Origin of the sequence: Variovorax paradoxus, from assembly GCF_022009635.1 — a bacterium.
GTDB lineage: Bacteria > Pseudomonadota > Gammaproteobacteria > Burkholderiales > Burkholderiaceae_C > Variovorax.
Genome location: NZ_CP091716.1, coordinates 7,296,193 through 7,320,519, shown reverse-complemented (window position 1 = coordinate 7,320,519; position 24,327 = coordinate 7,296,193). Strand labels below are relative to the sequence as shown.

Sequence of the window (24,327 nt, the reverse complement as noted above, 5' to 3'; positions counted from 1 at the left end):
TCCCTTCCACCCCCGACAAGGAGAACAACATGAGCCAGCCACAGCAAGACGGTGCCGTCGAATTCATCGGCATGATCCAGGGCCAGAAGGTCTCGGAAATCCACGCGGCCAAGGGTCCTGCGCTCGACCGCGACTACGTGCGCGCCTTCGCGCAGGCGCACGAGACGGCCGGCTTCGACCGCGTGCTGGTGCCGCACCATTCGACCGGCCCCGACGCCACGCTCACGGTGGCCCATGCCGCCTCGGTGACCGAGCGCATCCACTTCATGCTCGCGCACCGGCCCGGCTTCGTCGCGCCCACGCTGGCGGCGCGGCAGTTCGCCTCGCTCGACCAGTTCAGCGGTGGCCGGCTCGCCGTGCACTACATCTCCGGCGGCTCCGACGAGGAACAGCGCCGCGACGGCGACTGGCTGGACCACGATCAGCGCTACGCCCGCACCGACGAATATCTCGACGTGCTGCACAAGGTATGGACGGCCGAGCGCCCCTTTGACCATGAAGGCGCGCACTACCGCTTCCAGAACGCGTTCTCCGAAGTCAAGCCGCTGCAGACGCGCAATGGCAAGCCGCACGTGCCGGTGTATTTCGGCGGGGCTTCGCAAGCAGCGATTCCGGTCGCCGGCAAATACGCCGACGTCTACGCGCTGTGGGGCGAGTCGCTCGACCAGGCGCGCGAGCTGACCACGCGGGTGCGCGCCGAGGCAGCCAAACATGGGCGCAGCGTGCGCTTCTCGGTGTCGTTCCGTCCGATCCTGGCGCAGACCGAAGAAGCCGCATGGGCGCGCGCGGAGAACATCCTCGCCGAGACCAAACGGCTGCGCGTGGTGCAGGGCTACAACCGCGGCGGCCCGCAGCAGAGCGAAGGCGCGAAGCGGTTGCTGGCCGCGGCAGAGAAGGGCTCGCGGCTCGACAAGCGGTTGTGGACCGCCGTGGCGCAGGAGATCGGCGGGCGCTCGAACAGCACTGCACTGGTCGGCACACCCGAGCAGGTCGCCGATGCGCTGCTGGACTACTACGACCTGGGCGTGACGACCTTCCTGATCCGCGGCTTCGATCCGCTGGAAGATGCGCTGGACTATGGGCGCGAGTTGATTCCGCGCACGCGCGAACTCGTTGCGCAACGCGCAGCCTCCATCCGCAAGGCGGCCTGACCTGACTTTCTCCCTCCCCTTCCGGGGGAGGGAGCAAAAACCGAACACATAGGACACCCCATGAGCGCCGTTCTCTCCATCGACCGCAACGCCCCCCAGCCGCTGAAGCTGAACCCGAACCCGCAGCAGAAGTACTGGTTCGACCCCGTCCCCCCGCGCCCCACCGTGGAGGCCGAGCGCCGCCATCGGCAGGAGCGCCTGGCCGGTGCCTTTCGCCTGTTCGCGCGGTTCGGTTTCGCGCAGGGTCTGGCCGGCCACATCACGGCGCGCGACCCCGAGCTGACCGATCACTTCTGGGTCAACCCGCTCGGCATTCATTTCTCGCGCATCAAGGTGTCCGACTTGCTGCTCGTCAATTCGAAGGGCGAGACCGTCATCGGCGACCGGCCGCTCAACAAGGCCGCCTTCGCCATCCACGCAGCCATCCATGAGCACAACCCGAAGATCGTCGCGGCGGCCCACACGCATTCGACCTACGGCAAGGCCTGGTCCACGCTGGGCCGCAAGCTCGACACCCTCACGCAGGACAGTTGCGTGTTCCACGACGACGTGGCGCTGTTCGACGATTTCACCGGCATGGTGGTCGACAGCAGCGAGGGCGACCGCATCGCGCATGCGCTGGGCGACAGGAAGGGCGCCATCCTCAAGAACCACGGCATCCTGACGGCCGGCCCGACGGTGGAGGCGGCCGCGTGGTGGTACATCGCGCTGGACAACGCCTGCCACACGCAGCTGCTGGCCGAGGCCGCCGGCAAGCCGCAGCCCATCGACGCGGCCACCGCGCGCCACACGCACGGCCAGATCGGCGGCTCCGAAGGCGCGATCCATTCCTTCGACAGCCTCTACGAGGGCCTGGTCGAAGCCGAACCCGAATTGCTGCTGTGAAGACGAACGCAAGCCTTTCCCGCCGCGGCGTGCTGCGCGCCGGCGGCGCGGCCGCTGTGCTTGCCTCCGGCGGCCTGATCGCCTCGCAGGCCTTCTCGCAGTCCTCGCGCAAGCTCACCTTCGCATGGAATGCCGCCGCGTTCTGCCTGTCGCCCGTGGTGGTGGCGCAGGAGCGCGGCTACTTCGAGCGCAACGGCCTGCAGGTCGAGCTCATCAACTACACCGGCTCGACCGACCAGCTGCTGGAGTCGTTGGCCACGGCAAAGGCCGACGCGGCCGTCGGCATGATCCACCGCTGGCTCAAGCCGCTCGAGGCGGGCTTCGACGTGAAGATCGTCGGCAGCTCGCACGGCGGCTGCGTGCGGCTGGTGGGCGCGAAGAGCGCGGGCGTCAGCGACCTGGCGAGTCTCAAGGGCAAGGTGATCGGCGTGTCCGACATCGCAAGCCCCGGCAAGAACTTCTTTTCGATCCTGCTCGCGAAGAACGGCATCGACGCCGACAAGGACGTCACCTGGCGCCAGTACCCGGCCGACCTGCTCGACGTGGCGGTGAAGAAGGGCGAGATCCAGGCCATCGCCGACGGCGACCCCAACGTCTACCTGATCGAGAAGCGCAACCAGGGCGCCTACGTCGAGTTGGCGAGCAATCTCTCGGGCGAATACAAGGACAAGGTGTGCTGCATCGTCGGCGCGCGCGGCGAGCTCGTGCGCAAGGACAAGGCCACCGTCGCCGCATTGGTGCGCGCCATTGCGCAAGCTTCCAGCTACGTGGCCGAGAACCCGAACGAATCGGCCAGGCTTTTCGCCAAGTATTCGCCCAACGTGGCGGTGGAAGACCTGCGCGCGCTGCTGGGAACGCTCACGCACCAGCACCATCCGCTGGGCCGCGCGCTGCGCGACGAAGTCGAGTTCTACGCGCGCGACTTCCGAGGCGTGGGCGTGCTCAAGAAGAGCACCGACCCGGCGCGCTTTGCCGACCATGTTTCCTTCGACCCGCTCGCATGAGCAACAACCGCACAGCCATGACCGTCCACAGTTCACGCCGCCAGTTTCTTGTTCAGGGGGCGTCGGTGGCTGCCGCCATCGCCGCAGCACCCGCCCTTGTTTCCGCACAGGGCCGGCCGGTGCTCAAGGCGGGTGACCAAAAGGGCGGCTTGCTCGCATTGCTCGAAGCGGCGGGTGGGCTCGAGGGGCTCGGCTACGACATCCAGTGGTCGGAGTTCCCGGCCGCCGCGCCGCTGGCCGAAGCGCTGAACGCGGCCGCGGTCGACTCCGGCCCCATCGGCGACGCACCGCTGATCTTCGCGTTGGCCGCCGGCACGCGCGTGAAGGCCATCGGCGCCAACCGCTCCGACTCCTACGGCACGGCGGTGCTGGTGCGGCCCGATTCGCCGCTGAAGGCGGCCGGCGATCTCAGGGGCAAGAGCGTCGCCACCAACCGTGGTTCCATCGGCCACTATGTCACGCTCAAGGCCATCACCGCGGCCGGCCTGAAGCCGGAGGACGTGAACATCCGCTTTCTTGCGCCCGCCGACGCCAAGCTTGCGCTCACGCAGGGTTCGGTCGACGCCTGGGCCACGTGGGAGCCGTATACGGCGCTGGCCGAGGTCAGCAATCATGCGCGGGTGCTGGTCAGCGGCCGCGGACTGCTGCCGGGCCTGAGCTACCTCGCGGCCACCGACAGCGCGATCGCGGCCAAGCGTCCGGTGCTGCAGGACTTTCTGCAGCGCGTGGTGAAGGCACAGCTGTGGTCGTACCGCAATGTCGACGCGTACTCGGCCGCGCTGGCACGGATCATCGGCATACCGCCCGAGGCGGCGAAGCTGCAGTTCGAGCGGCGGCAGCAGAAGTGGGTGGCCATCGATGCGCAAGTGATCTCGGACCAGCAGGGGACGGCGGACTTTTACCGGCAGGTGGGGCTCATCAAGCAGCCGCTGGATGTCAAAGGGACTTTCGATACCGCGTTCGGCGTGGCTGGCTGAGGGCCGGCCGCGCGGCGAGAGACGCAAGTACCGTAGCTGAGTCCAAGACTCGCGTAGATCCGTCCCTGGGACAGGGGATGCCTCTGGCTAGAGTCGTCGCATGACTTCCTATGCCATTTCCCCAGCACCCGTCCATTCCCTGCCCATCCAGGGCGAATCGGCGCGCTTTCCCGTCAACCGCATCTTCTGCGTGGGCCGCAACTACTCCGAGCATGCCCGCGAGATGGGCCACAACCCCGACCGCGAACCCCCGTTCTTCTTCATGAAGCCGGCCAATGCCATCGTCGCGGACGGCGGCGAGTTTGCCTATCCCACGCTGTCGAACGATGTGCACCACGAAATCGAGCTCGTCGTCGCGCTCAAGACCGGCGGCTCGAACATCGCTGCTTCCGACGCCCTGTCCCACGTGTACGGCTACGCCGTCGGCCTCGACATGACCCGCCGCGACCTGCAGTCCGAAGCCAAGAAAATGGGCCGCCCCTGGGACACCGGCAAGGCCTTCGACGGCTCCGCCCCCTGTGGCGAACTGGTGCCCGTGGCCAAGGCAGGCCACCCCGCGGCAGGCGAGATCCGCCTCGAAGTCAACGGCGCGCAACGCCAGGTCGGCGACCTGGGCGACATGATCTGGAACGTGCCCGACACCATCGCCTACCTCTCGACCCTGTTCACCCTCCAGCCCGGCGACCTGATCTTCACCGGCACCCCCGCCGGCGTGGCGGCCGTGCAGCGCGGCGACCGCATGCGCGGCACCGTGGCGGGCGTCGGCGCACTGGAAGTCGTGGTCGTCTGAGCGCCTGAAGACGGCCCGCGCATCGGGCCGCAAACTGGCCGGCGTAGTACCCTCGCGGCAGAAGTCCGCCGCCACGCCAGTCCCGATGCGCCCCTCTCATTCCACGTCCGTCCGCACCTACGGCATGCACGAGCGTGCCGACCACCTCGACTTCGACATCCGCTTCCAGGGCGCGCGCAACGAACTCACGCTGCCGCACCGGCATGCGTACTTCCAGATCCAGATCGGCATCGAAGGGCACTCTCAGCAAGCCATCGGCGGCGAGGTGCGTCCCTTCGGCCCGCGCCACCTGAGCTTCGTGCTGCCGTACCGGGTGCACGTGATTCCGCACCCGCCCGAGGCGCTGTACTGCATCGTCAACTTCGACCAGCGCTTCCTGTGGCCCGAACTCGACGTCGACGCGCTCGACCTGGATGACGTGCCGCTCGCACGCTACCCCGACCTTGCACCCTTCCTGTTCCAGGAGTACGTCGACTTCGCCTTCGACGAGGCCGACTTCGCGCGCGTTCGCGGCTGGCTCGATGAGTTGCATGCACTGAACGCGGGCCGCAGCTTCGGCGCCAAGATCGCCATGCGCGGCATCGTGCAGCAGATCATCGCCCTGGCCTGCATGCGGCAGGAGCAGGCGCTGATGCGGCTCTCGCTGCAGCACAACGGCAAGACCTCGCAGCACGACGCGTTGCAGCGCGTGGTGCGCTATGTGCGCGACAACCTCGACAAGCCCTTGTCGCTCACCGATGCCGCCGCGGCCGCGTTCCTGTCGCCCAACTATCTCGCCAACCTGCTGCGCAAGGAAACCGACCGCACCTTCACCGACCTCGTGACCGAGCGGCGCATCGAGCGCGCGAAGGAATTGCTGTCGTCCACGTCGCTGCTGGTGCGGGACATCGCGCACCAGTGCGGGTTCGCGGACGAGGCGTATTTCAATCGGCGCTTCCGGCAGTGGGTGGGGAGCACGCCGCGCAGTTTTCGGCGTGAGCATATGGCTAACGCGAGAGGGTAGCTTTGCCGTTCGTCACGATTGTTCTTCATCAGCGCCAAGCCATGCACGACCAATCCGTTTTTGCAGTGAGGAGGTAATGCGATCGAGTCGCAACGTTTGTGTATCTCGCACCGGGCCTCCTCAATGGGCTAGGAAGGCTAATAACGGCTTTCATGTTCAACTTAATGAACGACTTGATGCACCTTAGGGTTGTGCTTGTAAGCCGGTTGGCAGTCGGGTATCTTGCTGCACTAATAATTTAGCAGGGGGTTCCCAAATGGGAATAGGGGAGGGAGTCGTGCAACAGCACGGGGTGGAGCGCGCGCGCCCGCAAGAAGCACCTGACGCGGGGGCTCCTTCGCTCATCGCGCTGTGCACGATTGCACGCTTCCACCAGATTGCAGCCGATGCGTCGCTGCTGTCTCATCAACTGGGCCTTGCCTCTTCCGAGCCCATCAACACCGCCACGCTGCTGGGCGCAGCCAAGCATCTGGGCCTGAAGGCCAAGTCCTCCCGCACGACGCTGGATCGCCTGTCCCTGACACCGCTGCCCGCATTGGCAGTTTTGCGTGACGAGTCCGGCCAGGAACGATTCGTCATCCTTGCCCAGTGCGATGCCCAACGCGTCCTGCTGCAAGACCCCTCTTCCTCGAACGGCCGCCCCGTCATCGAACCCCTGGAAGTCTTCGCCGCACACTGGACGGGCGAACTCATCCTCATCACCAGCCGCGCCAGCCTTGCAGGCGACCTCGCCAAGTTCGACTTCTCCTGGTTCATCCCCAGCCTCGTCAAGCACAGGAAGCTGCTCGGTGAAGTCCTCTTCATCTCCTTCATCCTGCAACTGTTCGCGCTGGTCAGCCCGCTGTTCTTCCAGGTCGTGATGGACAAGGTGCTCGTGCACCGCGGCCTGACCACGCTGGATGTGCTCGTCATCGGCCTGCTGGTCGTTGTTGTCTTCGAGTCATTACTCAACGGCTTGCGCAGCTACGTCTTCAGCCACACCACGAACCGCATCGACGTCGAACTCGGCGCACGGCTGTTCCGCCACCTCGTGCAATTGCCCCTGGCCTACTTCCAGGCCCGGCGCGTCGGCGATTCCGTTGCCCGCGTGCGCGAGTTGGAGAACATCCGCAGCTTCCTGACCGGCAATGCCCTGACGGTGCTGCTGGACGTCGTCTTCTCCATCGTCTTCGTGGCCGTCATGCTGTTCTACAGCGTGCCCCTGACCTTGATCGTGCTGGCCAGCATGCCACTGTACTTCGGCCTGAGCCTGGCGGTGGTGCCGATCCTGCGCAGCCGCCTGGACGAGAAGTTCGCGCGCGGCGCGGAGAACCAGGCCATGCTGGTGGAGACCGTCAGCGCCATCCAGACCGTCAAGGCCACCGCGCTCGAACCGGCCTTCGGGCGCCGTTGGGACAACCAACTGGCCGCCTACATCTCCGCCAGTTTCCGAACCCAGAACCTCGCGAGCTGGGCCAACGAAGGCGTCAACCTTATCGGCAAACTAGTCAACGCAGCCACCCTCTGGTACGGCGCGCACCTCGTGATGAACAACGACCTGACGGTCGGCCAGTTCGTCGCCTTCAACATGTTCGCCCAGCGCGTGTCGCAGCCCATCATGCGCATGGCCCAGCTGTGGACCGACTTCCAGCAGACCGGCATCTCCATGGCCCGGCTCGGGGACATCCTCAACACCCGCACCGAGGTGCCGCCGAGCACCGCTGCGCAGCTCCCAGCGCTCAAGGGTCGCGTAACCCTGGACAACCTGACCTTCCGCTACCGCCCCGAAGCGGCACCTGTGCTCAACGGCGTCAGCCTGGACGTGCGCCCCGGCGAAGTCATCGGCATCGTCGGGCGCTCAGGCTCCGGCAAGAGCACGCTGACCAAGCTCATCCAGCGCCTGTATGCCCCCGAGCAGGGACGCTTGCTGGTCGACGGCATCGACATCAGCCTCATCGACGCGGCACAACTGAGAATGCAAGTGGGCGTGGTCTTGCAGGAGAACACCCTCTTCAACCGCAGCGTGCGCGAGAACATCGCCATCGTCGATCCGGCCGCACCGCTCGAAGCCATCATTCATGCAGCCCAACTGGCCGGCGCCCATGAATTCATCAGCGAGCTGCCCGAGGGCTACGACACCATGGTGGGCGAGCAGGGAGCCAGCCTTTCCGGAGGCCAGCGCCAGCGCATCGCCATCGCCAGAGCCCTGTTCACCCACCCGCGCGTCCTGATCTTCGACGAGGCCACCAGCGCACTGGACTACGAGAGCGAGGCCATCGTGCAGCGCAACATGGCGCACATCTGCAGGGGGCGCACCGTCTTCATCATTGCCCACCGCCTCTCCGCCGTGCGGCACGCCAACCGCATCATCGTGATGGACAAGGGAAAGATTGTCGAAGGAGGCACCCACGAGAGCCTGCTGGCCCGGCCCAAGGGCATCTATGCGCACCTGTGGAACATGCAAGGCGGTGGGCATCCGACAGAGACGAGTGACGGGGCTGGATCGGGAGCACCAGCATGACGCCAGAGGTTTCCACCACTGCCCCTGCGGCCAACGCGCCGCACGCGCGCAACATGCGGCACCCCGCCTTCGAGCTGCTGGGGCGCTACAAGGCCGTCTTCAAGGCCGCCTGGAAGCATCGCCACGAACTGGCCGGCCCCAGGCGCTTGTCCGATGAAGCAGCGTTCCTGCCCGCAGCACTCAGCTTGCAAGACACCCCCGTTCACCCCGCACCCAGGCGACTGGCCTATGCGCTGATTGCCCTGTTCCTCATTGCGTTGACGTGGTCCATCTTTGGGCAGATCGACATCGTGGCTGTAGCGCCCGGCAAGATCATCGTGAGCGAGCGCACCAAGATCATCCAACCACTGGAGGTGAGCGTGGTCAAGCGCGTGCTGGTCAGGGATGGCGACCATGTCGAAGCGGGCCAGCCGCTGGTCGAACTCGACCCCACCACTGCGAACGCCGACAAGACCAGCATTGACGAACAGCTGAAGTCCGTGCAATCCGAGGTGCTGCGCACACGCGCGCTGCAACAGGCGCTCAACGCGACAACCGCTTCCCGCGCACCCGAGCTTGGCAAGAACATCCCCGGCAGCTGGTCGGAGGTCGACATCGACGCCGCCAGAGCGCAATTGAGCGACGAGTGGAGCGACATCACAGCCAAGCTGGCCAAAGCGTCCGCAGAGATCAACCGTCGCCAGGCCGAGATCGCCACGGTGCGCGAGATGGTCGCCAAGCTGGAGACCACGGTGCCGATTGCCAGGCAAAGAGAGGCCGACTTCCATCAACTGGCCAACCAAGGCTTCATGTCGAGTCATGCGAACCAGGACCGCACGAGGGAGCGCATCGAGCTGGAGCGCGACCTCGCGACACAACGGGCACGGCTGGCCGAGGCCAATGCCACGCTGAGGGAGAGCGAGAACACGAGGGCTGCCTACATCGCCGAGACCAAGCACAGCCTGAGAACGCGGGAAGCGGCGGCCGAGCTCAAGCGCCAGCAGGGCACGCAGGATCTGGCCAAGGCCGGTCAGCGTGAACGCTTGACGACGCTCAAGGCGCCGGTGGCCGGCACAGTGCAGCAATTGGCCGCACACACCGAAGGCGGTGTAGTCACGGAGGCTCAGCCCCTGATGGTGATCGTGCCCGATGGGGCGCAGGTCACGGCCGAAGTGACGCTGGACAACAAGGACATCGGCTTCGTGAGCCCGATGCAGGAAGCGGCGATCAAGCTGGAGACGTTCCCGTACACGCGCTACGGGACGGTGAACGCGACCGTGAAGACGGTGACCGCAGATGCCGTGAATGACGAGAAGCGCGGGGCGATCTTCCCGGTGACGCTGAACCTCAACGACACGACCATCGATGTGGATGAAAAACCTATCAAGCTGAGCCCGGGCATGAATCTCACGGCGGAGATCAAGACAGGCAAGCGAAGAGTTATTGAATTCCTGCTCAGCCCCGTCCAGAGGGCGAGCGGTGAAAGCATGAGGGAGCGATGAAAGACCTCGTGGAAAGTCTAGCTAGAAAGAAGAGCGGAACTGAGATGAGAAATCTGCGAAGGCTTGAAATTGGGGCGGTGCTAGCAACTGCACTGATTCTTTCCGCATGCACTGCGCCACAACAGGTGTCGTCTCGAAAATCGATGAGCGCTCCGTTGATGCGACTTGTGCCGCAACCCGAGGGCACACCCCTGCCTCCGCAGAATCCTCGCGTTGCCGATCATTGGCCTTCCGAACTCAAGTGGATGATCGACAACCTGCTCTCGCTTTACCCGAAACAGGGGAAGCCGCCCAGCGTGAAAGAGGTCGAGAAGAAGATGGGCATCACGCTGACAGAGCGCCCGCGAACAGACCTTGAGTTCGACCTTTACAAGCGATACACGGTGAGCGGCACGCGCTACATGGATCTCCATTTGGACAGGTTAGGAGACTTGGGTCAGTACTACGCAATCACTCGCAGTCAAGGGTCCAGCGGCATGCTTCAGCATCTGAGGCTCGTGACCTCTCTTCCTCAGAGCGGTTTCTGCCTGGATCCCTACGAGCTTGCGATCTATACCGGATCGTGGTTTATCAATGGGGATACCTCGTCACACGCCAGCCCCCGTTCCTGGCCTCCGGCTTATGTCTGGGGCATGTTCGAGTGGAGCGCGACAAGCCGCTACGCCGGACCCAGTTTCAGCATCGTTTTAGATCAAAGACGCGACGACACAACCGGAAGAGTCAGTGGAGGAAGTTGTGTTGGCGCAATCACCGTCAGTGGGCGTTATACAAGGGAGTAACTAAATGACCGTCATAAATTCAATTGTGTTTTCCGGGCTTACTGGTGCTAATCCGGAGTTGCTTCGTCGTGCTCTTGCATTGATCAACAATCAAAGCTTGACCTCGCTGGAGCCTCTTCGCAAGGCCCTAGCAAGTGGCGAGATGGTGATTCGACTAGCGGCAACGACAGATGCTGTGCCAGCGGACGTGCATGCTACCTTCCGAGATCCCGTCAGGGATCCTCAGACTGGTGCGCTGGTGAAGCCGGGGACAGTCCTGGTCAAAGCTGAATACCTGACCTTGTCTAATGATTTCACCGTTCTTCAGTTTATCGATGACATCTTTCATGAAGGGCGCGGTCATGGTGCGACGGAGCGCGTAGGCGCAAGAAGAAACGCGCACAACGAACTGGTTGCCAATCCCGGAGGTCTCTCGCTAACGGAGCGAGGCGATGCCTACGTGAAGGCATGGATTGATGATGAGACTGTAGCGAGGTACACCGCCTTCACATTTCGCAAAGAACTTTCGAGACTTAATACTGAATACTCAGGTGTCAATCGTATAGTAATGTCTTCCGACAGCACCTTTGCGGAGTTTGCACGTCTCGATTCCATTGCAAATGGCATGGGTTTGAGTGGCGCGGACAAGACTGCCTATGTCATTGAGCAAGCGCGACGAGTAGTTTCGGCCTACGGTAATCACGTGTATCGTAATTCGGCAAGCGAGCATGTCATCGATACGCTCCGACTGAAGGACACACCAGAAGGCGCCGCGTATGACATTCATGTCAAAGCGACCTTCAACGTGGTTGGCTATGTGGTGACGGATGTGGCAATGTACGACGACAACTCTTCCAGTGCCAGCATCGTCTACGAAAATGGGGAGCGTCGCGATGTCACTTTTGATTCATTTGGTGATATCTATCAGGAGCGCATCAAAAGCGAGAGCGGTGCAAGCACAACGACACGATACGATGTGCCCTCTCTCCATGGAACGCGTACCGTTGTAGTGCAAGACGGCGATGACAAGGTCTTGTCCAGTCGGACTACTCAAACCTTTGATGATGGAAGCACTATCACTCGCAATGTCGACCTTATTGAGCACACGCTGACCGAGTCAGTCACGACCACTGACGGAACTATTCATAGCGAATTGAAAACGGTGTTCGGGCAAGCGGGTAACAGCACAGAAGCCAACGCATTCAACTTCACGACCGCCAACACACTCGCCGCGGCACAAGAAGCCGCACTTGACCCGAATGCGCAAATCGCCCAAGTCACCCAAGGTCAGGTTGCCAGCGGTGGAAGTTGGAATCTCACCTACAACGCCGATGACCTGAACAACAACCAACTTGTGGGTGGTTCGGTGGATAACACCAGTGCTGCGGCGATCACTCAGATCCTGGCGGACGGCTGGCGTCCAGGGAACGGCAATACGGTGGCGCCGGTGATTGATCCGAACGGCAATTTACTGGGAAGCGGTCTGTACAACCCCGATCCGTGGCTGATCGGCAGTTGGCTCAACACAGCGAACAGCTTGGCCCAGTTCACGCTGCCAACTGACCCGCTCGTGCTCGATCTCGATGGTGACGGCGTCAGGCTCACGCAATACGGCACGGCCCCCGTTCTCTTCGATGCGGATAACGACGGCGGTAGCCTGGAGCAAACCGGCTGGGTCAGCGCCACCGATGGCATCGTCGCTGTCGATCGCAATGGCAACGGCAAGATCGACAACATCAGCGAAACGCTCTCAGAATACTTCGGTGGTGCTGCAGGGACCGGTGGCAACGCGGGAGAGAAGCGCTTCAAGGATGGCTTCGCCGCATTGAAGAGTATGGACAGCAACAACGACAACCTTTTCACTAGCGCCGATGCAGCGTGGGGCAGTGTGAAGGTGTGGGTGGACGGCAACCACGACGGCAAGAGCTGGAACGACGCCAATCGAAATGGTGTCGTCGACAGTGGCGAGGCCAGTGAACTCAAGACTTTGGCTGAACTCGGAATCACCCAGGTCAACCTGACCAACACTGCACAAAGCGGTGAGGTGCGTGACGGCAACGAGGTGCTCGCGCGCGGGACCTTTGTGCAAAACGGGAAAATCAAGGAAGCCATCGCGGCGAACTTCCTGGCCAACCCGAACGGCAGCACCAGCAGCACCTCTGGAACCGGCACGGTTATCAACACGCAAGCGGGCACCAATGCGGCCGCAACCAGTTCCTATGTGGCAGGCAATGATGCAGGTGAAACCATCGATGTCACCAGCAAGGGCGTCCGGAATGCTGCGGGAGGCGATGGCAGGGATGTGCTCACTGGCGACGCCAACAACAATTGGTTGGCCGGCGGCTTGGGTAGCGACACCTTCAACGCCGGTGCTGGCGATGACATTCTGCTCATCGATGCCTACGACCTGCAGCAGAACATCCGCGGTGGGGCGGGCACGGACATAGTCCAAGTCGTTGGCAACCGAGGCGTCACGCTCAACCTGTCTCAGGCCGAAGTAGAGGTCGCGCAAGGCGGCCGCGGTAGCGATATCTTTGTGGCGGGTGGTCGCAGAAGTGTCTTCATGCGCGGTGGCGACGGCCACGACGTGCTGATCGGCAGTTCGGCAGCGGATGCGTTGTCCGGTGAGGACGGTGACGACCTGATTGATGGTGGAGCGGGTAATGACGTGCTGCGCGGCCATCGCGGGGAGGACAACATTTCCGGCGGGGCCGGTGACGACCTGTTGGATGGCGGCCTGGGCGATGACGGTCTGTTTGGTGGCTTGGGCAACGACGTGCTCAAAGGCGGGGCTGGTGACGACACCATCGATGGTGGCGATGGCACCGATGCCGTCGAACTCCAGGGCAACTATTCCGAGTACCGCATTCTCAAGACGGATGATGGCGTCTGGATCAGCGACACCGTCGCCGGACGTGACGGCACCGATTTTGTGAAGAATGTCGAGCGGGCCAACTTTGCCGACGTGAACCGAGTCGAGATTCCCAGCAATACCAGCGTTGGGCTGGAGAACCCGCTGCCGGTCAAGGACGTACTCAGTAAGGACAAGAACGGAACGAACTTCGACCGCACCAATCCGCACCTGATCGGCAAAGGCCAGCTGCTTGCCAACGATATCGACTGGCAAGGCGATGCGTTGCAGATCTCCCAGTTATTCGATGTCACGGGCGGTACGGCCAGCATCACTTCCGCGGGCGACGTGCTTTTTACCCCCGACGCCAGCTTCACCGGCTTCATGGGGTTCAAGTACACCGTCATCGACAGCAAGGGCAACGTGGCCGCGACGGTTATCGATATCAACACCGGCCAATCTGCCGGCATGCGCGCGGCGGTGTATCTCAAGACTCCCGACATGCCCAGTGATCCTCTGGTGACGGATCAGTGGTACTTGGCCAATGCCAACATCCTGCCCGTCTGGAAGAACTACACCGGCAAGGGGGTGCGTATTGGTCAGTTCGAGCCGAGTGGCGCATTTGGAACGACCAAGGAAGTGCTCGACTACCGGCATGGTGACCTCAAAGACAACATCGACGCGCAGTGGCTGGCCAGTTCACAGCCGGGCCAATTGGCTGGCGAAGGCAGCGAAGGAAAACTGAGCGGGCACGCCACGCTGGTCGCGGGCGTCATGGTGGGGAGCAGAAACGGCATTGGCGGCGTGGGTGTCGCCTACGGCGCGACCGTGGCGGGCCACTGGTTGAGTGCCCAAGACTTCGGCACGCTATCAAAGATGCAGCAATACGACGTGGTCAACCACAGTTGGGGCGCGGCCAGCAACTTCGATGTGAAGTTCACTCCGGCAAAGATCGGAAGCCTGCCGGTGGCCTATGAGAACGCCATCGCGCTCGGACGTCAGGGATTGGGGACTGTCATCGTTACTGCCGGCGGAAACGACCGCGCGAAGGGCGGGAACACAAACTACTCCAGTGTCTCCAACACCCGCTCCAGCATCATCGTCGGTGCCATCAATGCGAAGACAGACCTGGGCCTTTTGCAGATCGGTGGCAAGCCGTTTTCCAGCCCTGGCGCCAGCATTCTGGTGAGTGCGCCCGGCTCCAACGTGAGTTCAACCTCGCGTCTGGTACAAACCAGCAATGGCTCGACTTTCGGGGCGAACGAGACGGTCGCCCAAGGGACTAGTTTCGCGACACCCATCGTGAGCGGCATCGTGGCATTGATGCTGGAAGCGAATCCGACGCTGGGATACCGCGACGTCCAGCAAATTTTGACCATCTCCGCGCGCAAGGTTGATGATGCCAGCACAACCTGGCAAACCAATGGCAGCAAGACCTGGAACGGCGGCGGCATGCACGCGAGCCATGATTACGGTTATGGCGAAGTGGACGCCCGCGCCGCTATTCGCTTGGCGGAGACCTGGACGAATCAGCAAGCGTATGGCAATGAAAATAACTTGCTGCAGCCCGTTGCGTCCGGCGCCCTGAATTTGGCCATCGCCGATGGGAGCCTAAATGGCACCAGCCACACGCTGACCGTAAACGATTCCCCCATTCGTGTGGAGCATGTGGAGATTCGACTCAACATTACCCACGCGCGACCTGGTGACCTGATTGTCAAGTTGATCTCGCCTTCCGGGACCGAGTCGATCCTGATGAATCGCCCCGGCAAAGCGCCGGGCAGCACCGCGTCGGATCGGGGCGACACCAGCTTCAACGGATCGAGCACGCTCGACTATGTGTTCGACACAGCGCTGCTGCGTGGCGAATCGGCGAACGGCAATTGGACCCTCAAGGTCATCGACACCACAACCGGTGATGTGGGCACGCTGAACAACTGGAGCATGGATGTGTTTGGGGCGGTCCCTGCGACCGGGGACGATCATTACGTTTATACGAATGAGTTTGCTCAACTGGCGGCTACCGCCGGGCGCAATGTCCTTAACGATACGAATAGCGGGCAGGACACGATCAATGCGGCGGCGATCAGTAGTGCGACTCGGATTGACCTGAATACCGGAACCGCAACGCTGGCCGGCGCCAAGCTGACCATTCAGACCCCAGGCTCCATCGAGAACCTGATCGGTGGCGAGTTCAACGACACATTGACCGGCAACGCCGCATCCAACACGCTGATTGGTGGGCGAGGCAACGACACTCTGTCTGGCGGGGATGGCACGGATGCCATGTTCGGAGGTTTGGGCAACGACACCTTGACCGGGGGCAACGAGGCCGACTGGTTCGTGATCGAGAAGGACGCCGGTGCCACCGATGTGGTGACCGATTTTGTGGCCGGCGTGGACAAGATCGTGGTGTCCGGATTTGCGGTGGACGTATGGTCGGCGCTGCAACTGACTCAACAGGGTGCCGACACGAAGATCGACTTCGGCAACGGTCAGACTGTGCTGCTCAAGGGGGTGTTGCCATCAAATCTCGGCGCCACCAGTTTTCTGACGGTGCCAGAAGGCTTCACGGCCAGGGAGTTCTTGACGGCGAACCGGCCGGCCATCGGATCGGATGGCAACGAGATCAACGTCGTTCTGCCGAATGACGACATCACCCTCTGGGGCGGTGCCGGCGATGATTCGATCTATGGAGGCACAAGGAATGACTTGCTGCATGGAGGCGCGGGCAATGACACGCTGGTGGGGGATACCACGACTGACGGCGCAGATGGCGGCAATGACATCCTCGATGGCGGCGCGGGTGACGATGTGCTACGCGGTGGTGCCGGTAACGATCAGTTGATCGGCGGTACGGGCCTGGACTTGGTCAACGGAGACGCCGGCAACGATGTGATCCTGATGCAAGGTGACGAGGCTCTGGATAAGCATGCCCAAGCGGCAACCCAGTTGCTTGGCAATGCAACGCTAACCGGCAATGCCTTGGTCTTTGCCCAGGTGATCGGCTCGACTGGCAGTGATCGCTTCATTCTCAAGGAAGACCTGTCGGCTGGCGCATCAGTGGGCCTGCTGAGAAACCTGGTGGCCGACTTCAATGTGGCCGACGGCGCGGAAAAGATCGACCTGTCGCTGATCCGCGCGGTCCGGACCTTCAGCGAGCTGAGCTTCAGCACCGTGACCTACAACAGCGAGCAGTATTTGCGCGTCTGGCTGGGACAGCCTGCAGCTGGGACGCAGTACCTGACCTTCAAAGGGGTCACGGCGGCACAGTTGTCCGCCGCGAACTTCATTTTCTCCAACGCGGACACATTGCCTGCGCTTTCGAAGGCATTCATTTCCGGCACCGGCGCAGACGATGTGCTCGTGGGTGATGCGGGCGGCAACACGCTCGACGGCGTAGCAGGCGCAGACACCATGGAAGGCCGCACAGGCGACGATACCTATGTCGTCGACAACGCGGGTGATATCGTCCGGGAAGTCGCCGGTGGTGGTTATGACGTCGTCAAATCCAGCGTCAGCTACGTGCTGGGCGATGAGGTGGAAGACTTGACGCTCACCGGTGCGGCCGCCATCAACGGGACGGGCAATGCCAACGCCAACCGTTTGACCGGCAACGCAGGTAACAACGTGCTGGACGGCGGCGCGGGCACGGACGTGATGCGCGGCGGTGCAGGGAATGACACGTACATCGTCGATGACGTGTCCGACACTATTGTCGAACTGGATAACGAAGGAACGGACAGCGTCAAGGCTTCGGTTTCCTACACACTCGCCGCAGGATTGGAGAACCTGACGCTGACGGGCACGCAGGATGCGGGTGGCACGGGCAACGACCTAAACAACCAGTTGATCGGCAACGCAGGCAACAATCACCTCTTCGGATGGGCAGGCAACGACGTTCTCGACGGCCAGTTGGGCAATGACGTGATGGTCGGAGGATCCGGAGACGATACGTATGTTGTCGACAGCCGCTATGACACGGTGATTGAGCGTACCAACGAAGGAAGCGACACGGTGGTGTCGAGCGTGGATTTCACCATCTTGGACAAGCCCAACCTCGAACACATCACCTTGGCCGGGACGCAGGCCGTCAAAGCTACGGGCAACGCTGGCAACAACCGGCTCACCGGCAATGGTGCTGACAACTTGATCGACGCGGGGGCGGGAAATGACTACCTCGACGGTGGCAGCGGCGTCGACACCATGATCGGTGGCTCTGGCAACGACAGCTACATCGTGGACAACGTGGGCGATGTGGTCACCGAACTGGCGAACGGCGGCACAGATACCGTGAATTCGAGTGTGACGTACACGCTGGCCGACAAAATCGAGGTCGAAAACCTCAATATGACGGGCAGCAGTGACATCTTGGGACTCGGCAACAGTGCTAACAACATCATCTCAGGTAACAGCGGGCGCAACCTCCTTATCGGTGATAGCGGGGCAGACCTGATCGCCGGTGGTGCGGGTGACGACATCTTGGTGGGGGCCGGGACTGGGTTTGAATATGAGAGCGTCAACTATTCCTTCATGGATCGGGTGATGCTTGTATTCACTGGTGGCTATCCGGGGTTACTGTCCGACGGGACCTATGGCTTCGCGGTTGATGCTCTAGGTGGATACGGAAAGAACACCCTTTACGGAGGAGACGGAAACGACCAACTTTACGCAGGCGATGATGGCGACACACTCAACGGCGATGCTGGCGATGACAAGGTATATGGCGGGGCCGGCAAGGACAGCTTGTTTGGACAAAGCGGCAATGACTACCTGGATGGCGGATCTGGGGATGACCGGCTTTTCGGCGGGGATGGCGCGGATCAACTCAACGCAGGAAGGGGTGTCGGCGCCGACTTCCTAGATGGCGGCGCAGGCGATGACGTTCTCACCGCTCATGGGTTTGAGGCCAACGACATCCTGTTGGGTGGAGCGGGTAGTGACCGCTTGACCAGCGGCAGCGGTTTCCTCGACGGTGGCGACGGGAATGACAAGCTGACTGGCGGTCTTGGAGTGGATATCCTCGTTGGTGGAGCGGGAATCGACAGCCTCGATGGAGGCGACGGCAACGACATCATCATGCTCGATGGGGACGATGGTTTTGTTGACATATCAAGCAGCGCGACGAGCCCTCCAGTTCCTCCGCCCAGTCTCAGCCCCTATGAACTTTCCATATGGCAGGTCACCCAAACTATGGCCCCCACTTCGTGGCGAGGCGCACCGGGTGCTGGCGTGCGCATCGGTGGAACTGGCGCAGATACTTTTCTAATGACGCCAACAGGCGGCGGCAGCAAGTTCGCTGGCTACGCTAGTGGTAGTTTTGCAATGGCCAATTTGATCTACGACTTCGATGTCGCCGCAGACAAAATCGACCTCAGTCAGGTTGATTGGCTTACTGACTTCTCGCAATTCAAGACAATTATCTTCGATCAAACATCAGGCCTCTCGGATGGAATTAATTTTACGAAGGTATTCGCGGAGGCTGAAGGTCAAAGTATTTTCATCGGCTTTTACAACCTGCCGCCGAAAGCGCTTTCCGCGAGCAACTTCATCTTCAAGGGTGCGGCGAACGCGACACCGCTGACTTTTGTTCCAGATGGCATTGGCATTGCCAATGGCGTTCGCTGGGACGTGACGAACTTCAAGACAGTCGCCGTGACGAGTGCGTCACAAGGAGCAGATTCGCTTTACGGCGACAACGCGCAAGCTGACGCGATGAACGGCCTGGGAGGAAACGACGAACTCTTCGGTCAAGGGGGTGACGACACTTTGGATGGGGGCGCCGGCAATGACCGCCTGGACGGTGGCAAGGGCAACGACTCCTACCTGGCCTACCGTGGAATGGGGCAGGACGAGATCAGCGACTATGACTCGAGCCAGGGCAACGTCGATACCGTCAAGTTCGGTGCCGGAATCCTCGCCAGCGAGGTGAAGGTGAGCCGCGATGTCGATCATCTCTATCTGAGCATCAACGGCTCCACGGACCGGGTGACGCTGAAGAACTGGTTCAAAGGCACTGGATACCAGATCGAGAGAGTTCAGTTCGCAGATGGAACGATCTGGAGTGCTGGCGTTCTCGCCACCGTGGCGAACGGCACGGCGACGGAGTTGTCCGATACGTTGTACGGCACGGATGCCAGCGACCTTATCAATGGTCTTGGCGGCGATGATGTCATTTATGGTGCCGCAGGCGCTGACTCCATCAATGGCGGAGCGGGCAGAGATACCCTGGACGGTGGGGTAGGCAACGACACGCTCATTGGCGGCATGGACAACGATACGCTGCGCGGCGGCGCGGGTGACGATGTGCTGGATGGCGGGCTCGGCAACGACAGGCTCGAAGGAGGACTGGGTAGTGACGTCTACGTGATGTCGCGCGGCATGGGCGGCGACGTTGCGAATGATCGGGGTGAAGCGAACGGGGAATTGGACGTCGTGAAGATGGCGGCTGATCTCAATCCCACAGACATACAGGTCACGAGAAGCTCGCGCAATCTGATCCTGACCATCAAGGGAGCGACCGATCAGCTGACATTGGAGAACTGGTTCACTACTTTCAGTGATGCCGTAATCGATAGGGTGCAGTTCGCGGATGGAACCATTTGGAACAAGGGTGAGTTGACAGTGATGGCGAACGGCTCGCCGACCGAGGGTGCCGACACAATCTATGGCGACGAAAGGTCCAACGCGTTGAGCAGCCTGGGTGGCAATGACATCGTCTACGGTCTGGGTGGAGTCGACGTGCTTAACGGTGGCGCTGGCGACGATCAGTTGTATGGCGGGGACGGAGCTGATACCTTGGACGGAGGCGCGGGTAACGACGTGCTCCGCGGGGAGGGAGGTGATGACACCTACTTGATGTATCGCGGGATGGGGAGTGATCAGATCGAGGAGCAAGCCGGAACTGGCATCCACAATGTCATTCGAGTGGATGCGTCTGTTGCTGTTGAGGATCTGGTCGTCTCGCGAGACAAGACAAACATCTACCTCTCGATCAAAAACACTTCAGAAAGGTTCACGCTGCGAAGTGCGTGGGGAGGAGATCCTTCTGCGCTGATACAGCGAGTGGAATTTGCGGATGGCAAGTCTTGGAGCAGTGAAACGCTTCAGTCGAAGCTGCGCGGCATTTCCAGTGAAGGAAATGACTCGCTGTTTGGGACAAATGCTGCCGATGCGATCAATGGGCTTGGCGGTCACGATTTGATCGATGGCATGGATGGAGACGATGTCATCAATGCAGGAAACGGTGCCGACATCGCTTACGGCGGAAAAGGCAACGACGTCCTGAATGGCGGAGAAGGTGGCGATCAACTCTATGGAGAAGACGGCACGGACACTCTCGATGGTGGAACCGGTGACGATCAGTTGAACGGTGGCACTGGGAACAATGTTTACTTGTTCGGCAGGGGCGATGGCCAGGACACCATCACGGTGGCCTACGATTCGACGGCTGGCAAGCTCAACGTGCTTCAATTCAAGCTTGGGGTGTTGCCGTCGGATGTGGTTATAAGGCGCCTGACTGATGTCGGCAGCGAGAGCCTTCAATTGAGCATCGCAGGAACCTCCAACAAGGTGACGGTGCGTGAGTTCTTCTCTTACTCGGAAGACCCGGCCAATTTCAGCAATCCGGTCCAACTGGTTCGATTTGCAGACGGTACGGTCTGGAACACGGCAACCCTCCAGTCACTCAGCCTCATTGCGACCTCCTCGGCGGACACGATCAACGCAACGAATCGCGACGACACGATCTATGGACTGGCCGGGGCGGACGTGCTGAATGGCCGCGGCGGCAATGACACGATCGACGGTGGTGCCGATAACGACGAGCTGAACGGTGGCATGGGTAACAACGTATACCTGTTCGGTAAGGGTGACGGTCAGGACACCATCATCTCGACCTACGACTCGACGGTCGGTAAGCTCAACGTGTTGCGATTCAAGGCGGGTGTGCTGCCTTCGGAGTTGATCTTCAAGCGAGTACCCGATGCTGGGAGCGCAAGTCTAGAGCTGAGCATTGCGGGGACGACAGACAAGGTCACGGTCCGTGATTTCTTTTCCTACTCGGATGACCCTGCCAATGTCTCTAACCCCGTACAGCGGGTTGAATTCGCAGACGGAACGGTTTGGAACATTGCAGCGCTCATGTCGCGGGTTCTCGCAGGCACCCCTGGAGCTGACACTATCAATGGCACGAATGCCAGCGACACGATCCATGGGCAAGGCGGAGCAGACGTGCTGGACGGACGTAGTGGAGACGATGCGCTCTATGGGCAGGACGGTGAGGATGTCCTGACAGGGGGATCGGGTAACGACACGCTGGATGGTGGGGCCGGTAATGATCAACTGGACGGTGGCGTGGGCAGCAATGTGTACCTGTTTGGGCGGGGCGATGGGCAAGACACGATCGTATTTTCCATTCGCCCCGATCCGAATTCCTTCAACTCGCTGTACTACGGCCCAACAGGCCTTCGAGTCAATACGCTTCAGTTCAAGGAGGGCGTCTTGCCTTCCGATGTGACCGCGAGGTACGTCAAAGGCGACGGCTATGAGAATTTGGAGCTGAGCATCAAAGGGTCGATCGACAAGATCGTTGTTCGTGGCTTCTTCGACTTCCTTGATGAGAAGGATTACTTCAACCCAGTACAACGCATCAAGTTTGCCGATGGCTCGACATTCGATGTAGACGCAATCAGGGCTCTCGTATTCCCTGCGCCCGACGATTCGGATAACGACATCTTGGGCAGCGCCGGTGCAGACACGATTAATGGAAAAGCAGGGGCCGACCTGATCTATGGCCGTGCGGGAGCGGACACGCTCATTGGCGGCGAAGGAAATGACACCATCTATGGTGAAGCCGGTGCCGATGAGCTGATTGGTGGAACTGGTAACGATATTCTGGATGGAGGAGCCGGGAACGACATCTATTCGTTCAACAGGGGCGATGGCCAGGATCAGATTTTTGACGTTGACGGAACCGCTGGAAATGTCGATGTACTGCGCTTCGGTGCAAGTGTCTCGAAAGATCAACTGTGGTTTCGCCAAAGCGGTGACGATCTGGAGGTCAGCATCATCGGGACGACGGACAAGGTGCTTGTCAAGAAGTTCTATACAAAATATATGGTGTTCGGGAATGAAACACCCAACCCTAGCCATATCGAACAGTTCAAGACAAGCGACGGCAAAGTGTTGCTCGATAGCCAAGTGCAGAACCTTGTGCAGGCAATGGTCAGTTTTTCCCCGCCCGCGGTCGGACAAACGACATTGCCGGCGAGCTATCAGGGCAGCTTGAACTCCGTTATTGTTGCCAATTGGCATTGAGCAGCGGTCTTCACCGATGGGGCCTACTTCAATCGGCATTTCAGCCAGATAGCGAGAAGCACGTCAAGCAACTTTAGATGCGGGCACGTACGTGGCTAACAGTCGCGCGAGGCCTCCCGCACCAGCAACGACAACCTCTTGACCAGCGGCTCGAGCAATTCCGCCGGCGTATTGCCATACCCCAGCACCAGCCCGTTGTCCGACGGCTGCGGCTGCATGGCAAAGGCCGACAGCGGGGAGGGCGCGATGCGGTGCCGCAGTGCCTCTGCGGCGATCCTGCGGTCGTCGAAGCGCGCCGGCAGCCGCACCGTGAGGTGCAGGCCGCAGTAGCCGCCCTCGATCTCATGCGGCACCTTCAGGTGCTTTTGCAGTGCGAGTCGCAGGGCCTGCTGCCTGTCGCGATACAGCCGGCGCATGCGGCCCAGGTGCCGGCTGAACTGACCGCTTTCGATGAAGTCGGCCATGGCCAGTTGCTCGTGGCGGTGGCCACCGCGCAGCATTTCCTCCAGGGGCGCCTGCACGACCGGCAGCAGTTGTGTCGGCACCACCAGGAAGCCGAGTCGCAGCGACGGGAACATGGTCTTGCTGAAGGTGCCGATGTAGAGCACGGGCGCCTCGTCCACCAGCCCCTGCATGGCGCCGATGGGCTCTCCGGTGTGGCGGAATTCGCTGTCGTAGTCGTCCTCGATGATCCAGGCGCCGTGCTGGCGCGCCTGCGCGATCAGCGCGAGCCGGCGCGCGATGCCGAGCACCGCGCCGCCAGGGTACTGGTGCGAAGGCGTGGTGTAGATCAGCCGGGGCGGGTGTTTCTGCCAGTCACGCTCGCTCACGCACAGGCCCTCGGCGTCGACCCGCAACGGCACGATGCGCATGTCGCCCGCATGCATGGCGGCTTTCACGCCGCGATAGCCCGGGTCTTCGACCCAGCCGGTCTCGCCGGGGTTCGACAGGAGCCGCACGCACAGCGATATGGCTTCCTGCGCACCTTCGGCGATGACCACCTGGTGCGGCTCGCAGCGCACGCCGCGCGCGACCGACAGGTGCCGCGCGATGGCCGCGCGCAGCGGCGGCTCGCCCAGCGGGTCGCCATAGCCCAGCGCGGCCGGGCCGGCGCCGCGGATCGCACGGTCGAGCGAGCGCCGCCACGCGGCCGCCGGAAAGTGCGACAGCGCGGGCACGCCGGGGCGCAGTGCCACGTCCGTTTCGGCGCGCGATACGGCAGGCTTGATCTTCGACAGGCGCCGCGCGGTGTCCGGCACGGCGGTGGCCTTGCCTGCGCGCTGGGGCGGCAGGGTGGGCGACGAGAGTTCGGTCACGCGCGTGCCCTGGCGGTCGGGCTGCACGTAGCCTTCGGCGGCCAGATGCTCGTAGGTCGCGGTGACGGTGTTGCGCGATATTTCGAGCGATTCGGCCAGTGCGCGCGAGCCCGGGAGCCGGCTGCCGGGCGCGAGGCTGCCGTCGAGGATGGCGCGCTTGAGCCGGTCATGCAACTGGCGCTGCATCGACCCCGCTTCGCGGTCCCTGGTGAGCGGGGATTCGAGCAGCGCAGCAGGGGAAAGAGAAGGGCGTGGCACCATGAAATGAAAAAGCCGTGGCGCTTTTGCTGGAG

Annotated in this window: 11 protein-coding genes; 10 read left to right on the top strand and 1 reads right to left on the bottom strand. The window is 61.8% G+C overall.

Annotation, left to right across the window (positions count from 1 at the left end; translation table 11 throughout):
* The first annotated feature begins 29 nt into the window (after positions 1-29).
* The 10 genes from L3V85_RS34445 to L3V85_RS34400 all read left to right on the top strand — a co-directional run bounded on the left by L3V85_RS34445 (position 30) and on the right by L3V85_RS34400 (position 22,718).
* Positions 30-1,151, top strand: a complete 1,122-nt coding sequence (locus tag L3V85_RS34445) for an LLM class flavin-dependent oxidoreductase (protein ID WP_237677030.1) — start codon at positions 30-32, stop codon at positions 1,149-1,151.
* A 60-nt stretch (positions 1,152-1,211) separates the two neighbouring features.
* A complete protein-coding gene (locus L3V85_RS34440; protein ID WP_237677029.1) occupies positions 1,212-2,036 on the top strand; it encodes a class II aldolase/adducin family protein in 825 nt (274 codons plus the stop codon).
* The gene (locus L3V85_RS34435; RefSeq protein ID WP_237677028.1) at positions 2,033-3,040 is read left to right on the top strand and encodes an ABC transporter substrate-binding protein; all 1,008 of its coding nucleotides are present in this window, start codon (positions 2,033-2,035) and stop codon (positions 3,038-3,040) included. Before L3V85_RS34440 ends, L3V85_RS34435 begins: the two co-directional genes overlap by 4 nt.
* Positions 3,037-4,017, top strand: a complete 981-nt coding sequence (locus tag L3V85_RS34430) for an ABC transporter substrate-binding protein (RefSeq protein WP_237677027.1) — start codon at positions 3,037-3,039, stop codon at positions 4,015-4,017. The genes L3V85_RS34435 and L3V85_RS34430 overlap by 4 nt, the downstream gene beginning before the upstream one ends.
* Positions 4,018-4,117: 100 nt before the next feature.
* Entirely contained in the window at positions 4,118-4,807 is a 690-nt protein-coding gene (locus tag L3V85_RS34425; protein ID WP_237677026.1) for a fumarylacetoacetate hydrolase family protein, read from the top strand.
* Between the two features lie 85 nt (positions 4,808-4,892).
* Positions 4,893-5,810, top strand: a complete 918-nt coding sequence (locus tag L3V85_RS34420; RefSeq protein ID WP_237677025.1) for a helix-turn-helix transcriptional regulator — start codon at positions 4,893-4,895, stop codon at positions 5,808-5,810.
* Positions 5,811-6,066: 256 nt separating this feature from the next.
* Positions 6,067-8,310, top strand: a complete 2,244-nt coding sequence (locus L3V85_RS34415) for a type I secretion system permease/ATPase (protein WP_237677024.1) — start codon at positions 6,067-6,069, stop codon at positions 8,308-8,310.
* Positions 8,307-9,791: an HlyD family type I secretion periplasmic adaptor subunit gene (locus L3V85_RS34410; protein WP_237677023.1), complete on the top strand. Its 1,485-nt coding sequence runs from the start codon at positions 8,307-8,309 to the stop codon at positions 9,789-9,791. Before L3V85_RS34415 ends, L3V85_RS34410 begins: the two co-directional genes overlap by 4 nt.
* Entirely contained in the window at positions 9,788-10,570 is a 783-nt protein-coding gene (locus tag L3V85_RS34405; RefSeq protein ID WP_237677022.1) for a hypothetical protein, read from the top strand. The genes L3V85_RS34410 and L3V85_RS34405 overlap by 4 nt, the downstream gene beginning before the upstream one ends.
* Positions 10,571-10,574: 4 nt before the next feature.
* Positions 10,575-22,718, top strand: coding sequence for a calcium-binding protein (locus tag L3V85_RS34400; protein ID WP_237677021.1), 12,144 nt, complete (start codon positions 10,575-10,577; stop codon positions 22,716-22,718).
* A 95-nt stretch (positions 22,719-22,813) separates the two neighbouring features.
* Here the strand turns inward: L3V85_RS34400 and L3V85_RS34395 are convergent, their stop codons facing one another.
* Positions 22,814-24,295 (bottom strand): PLP-dependent aminotransferase family protein, encoded by a 1,482-nt coding sequence (locus L3V85_RS34395; RefSeq protein ID WP_237677020.1) that lies wholly within the window; start codon positions 24,293-24,295, stop codon positions 22,814-22,816.
* Positions 24,296-24,327 lie beyond the last annotated feature (32 nt).

Excerpts from the sequence above, each read along its gene's own strand:
- L3V85_RS34445 (WP_237677030.1), top strand. The coding sequence starts at position 30 with ATGAGCCAGCCACAGCAAGACGGTGCCGTCGAATTCATCGGCATGATC.
- L3V85_RS34440 (WP_237677029.1), top strand. The coding sequence starts at position 1,212 with ATGAGCGCCGTTCTCTCCATCGACCGCAACGCCCCCCAGCCGCTGAAG.
- L3V85_RS34430 (WP_237677027.1), top strand. The coding sequence starts at position 3,037 with ATGAGCAACAACCGCACAGCCATGACCGTCCACAGTTCACGCCGCCAG.
- L3V85_RS34425 (WP_237677026.1), top strand. The coding sequence starts at position 4,118 with ATGACTTCCTATGCCATTTCCCCAGCACCCGTCCATTCCCTGCCCATC.
- L3V85_RS34420 (WP_237677025.1), top strand. The coding sequence starts at position 4,893 with ATGCGCCCCTCTCATTCCACGTCCGTCCGCACCTACGGCATGCACGAG.
- L3V85_RS34415 (WP_237677024.1), top strand. The coding sequence starts at position 6,067 with ATGGGAATAGGGGAGGGAGTCGTGCAACAGCACGGGGTGGAGCGCGCG.
- L3V85_RS34410 (WP_237677023.1), top strand. The coding sequence starts at position 8,307 with ATGACGCCAGAGGTTTCCACCACTGCCCCTGCGGCCAACGCGCCGCAC.
- L3V85_RS34405 (WP_237677022.1), top strand. The coding sequence starts at position 9,788 with ATGAAAGACCTCGTGGAAAGTCTAGCTAGAAAGAAGAGCGGAACTGAG.
- L3V85_RS34400 (WP_237677021.1), top strand. The coding sequence starts at position 10,575 with ATGACCGTCATAAATTCAATTGTGTTTTCCGGGCTTACTGGTGCTAAT.
- L3V85_RS34395 (WP_237677020.1), bottom strand. The coding sequence starts at position 24,295 with ATGGTGCCACGCCCTTCTCTTTCCCCTGCTGCGCTGCTCGAATCCCCG.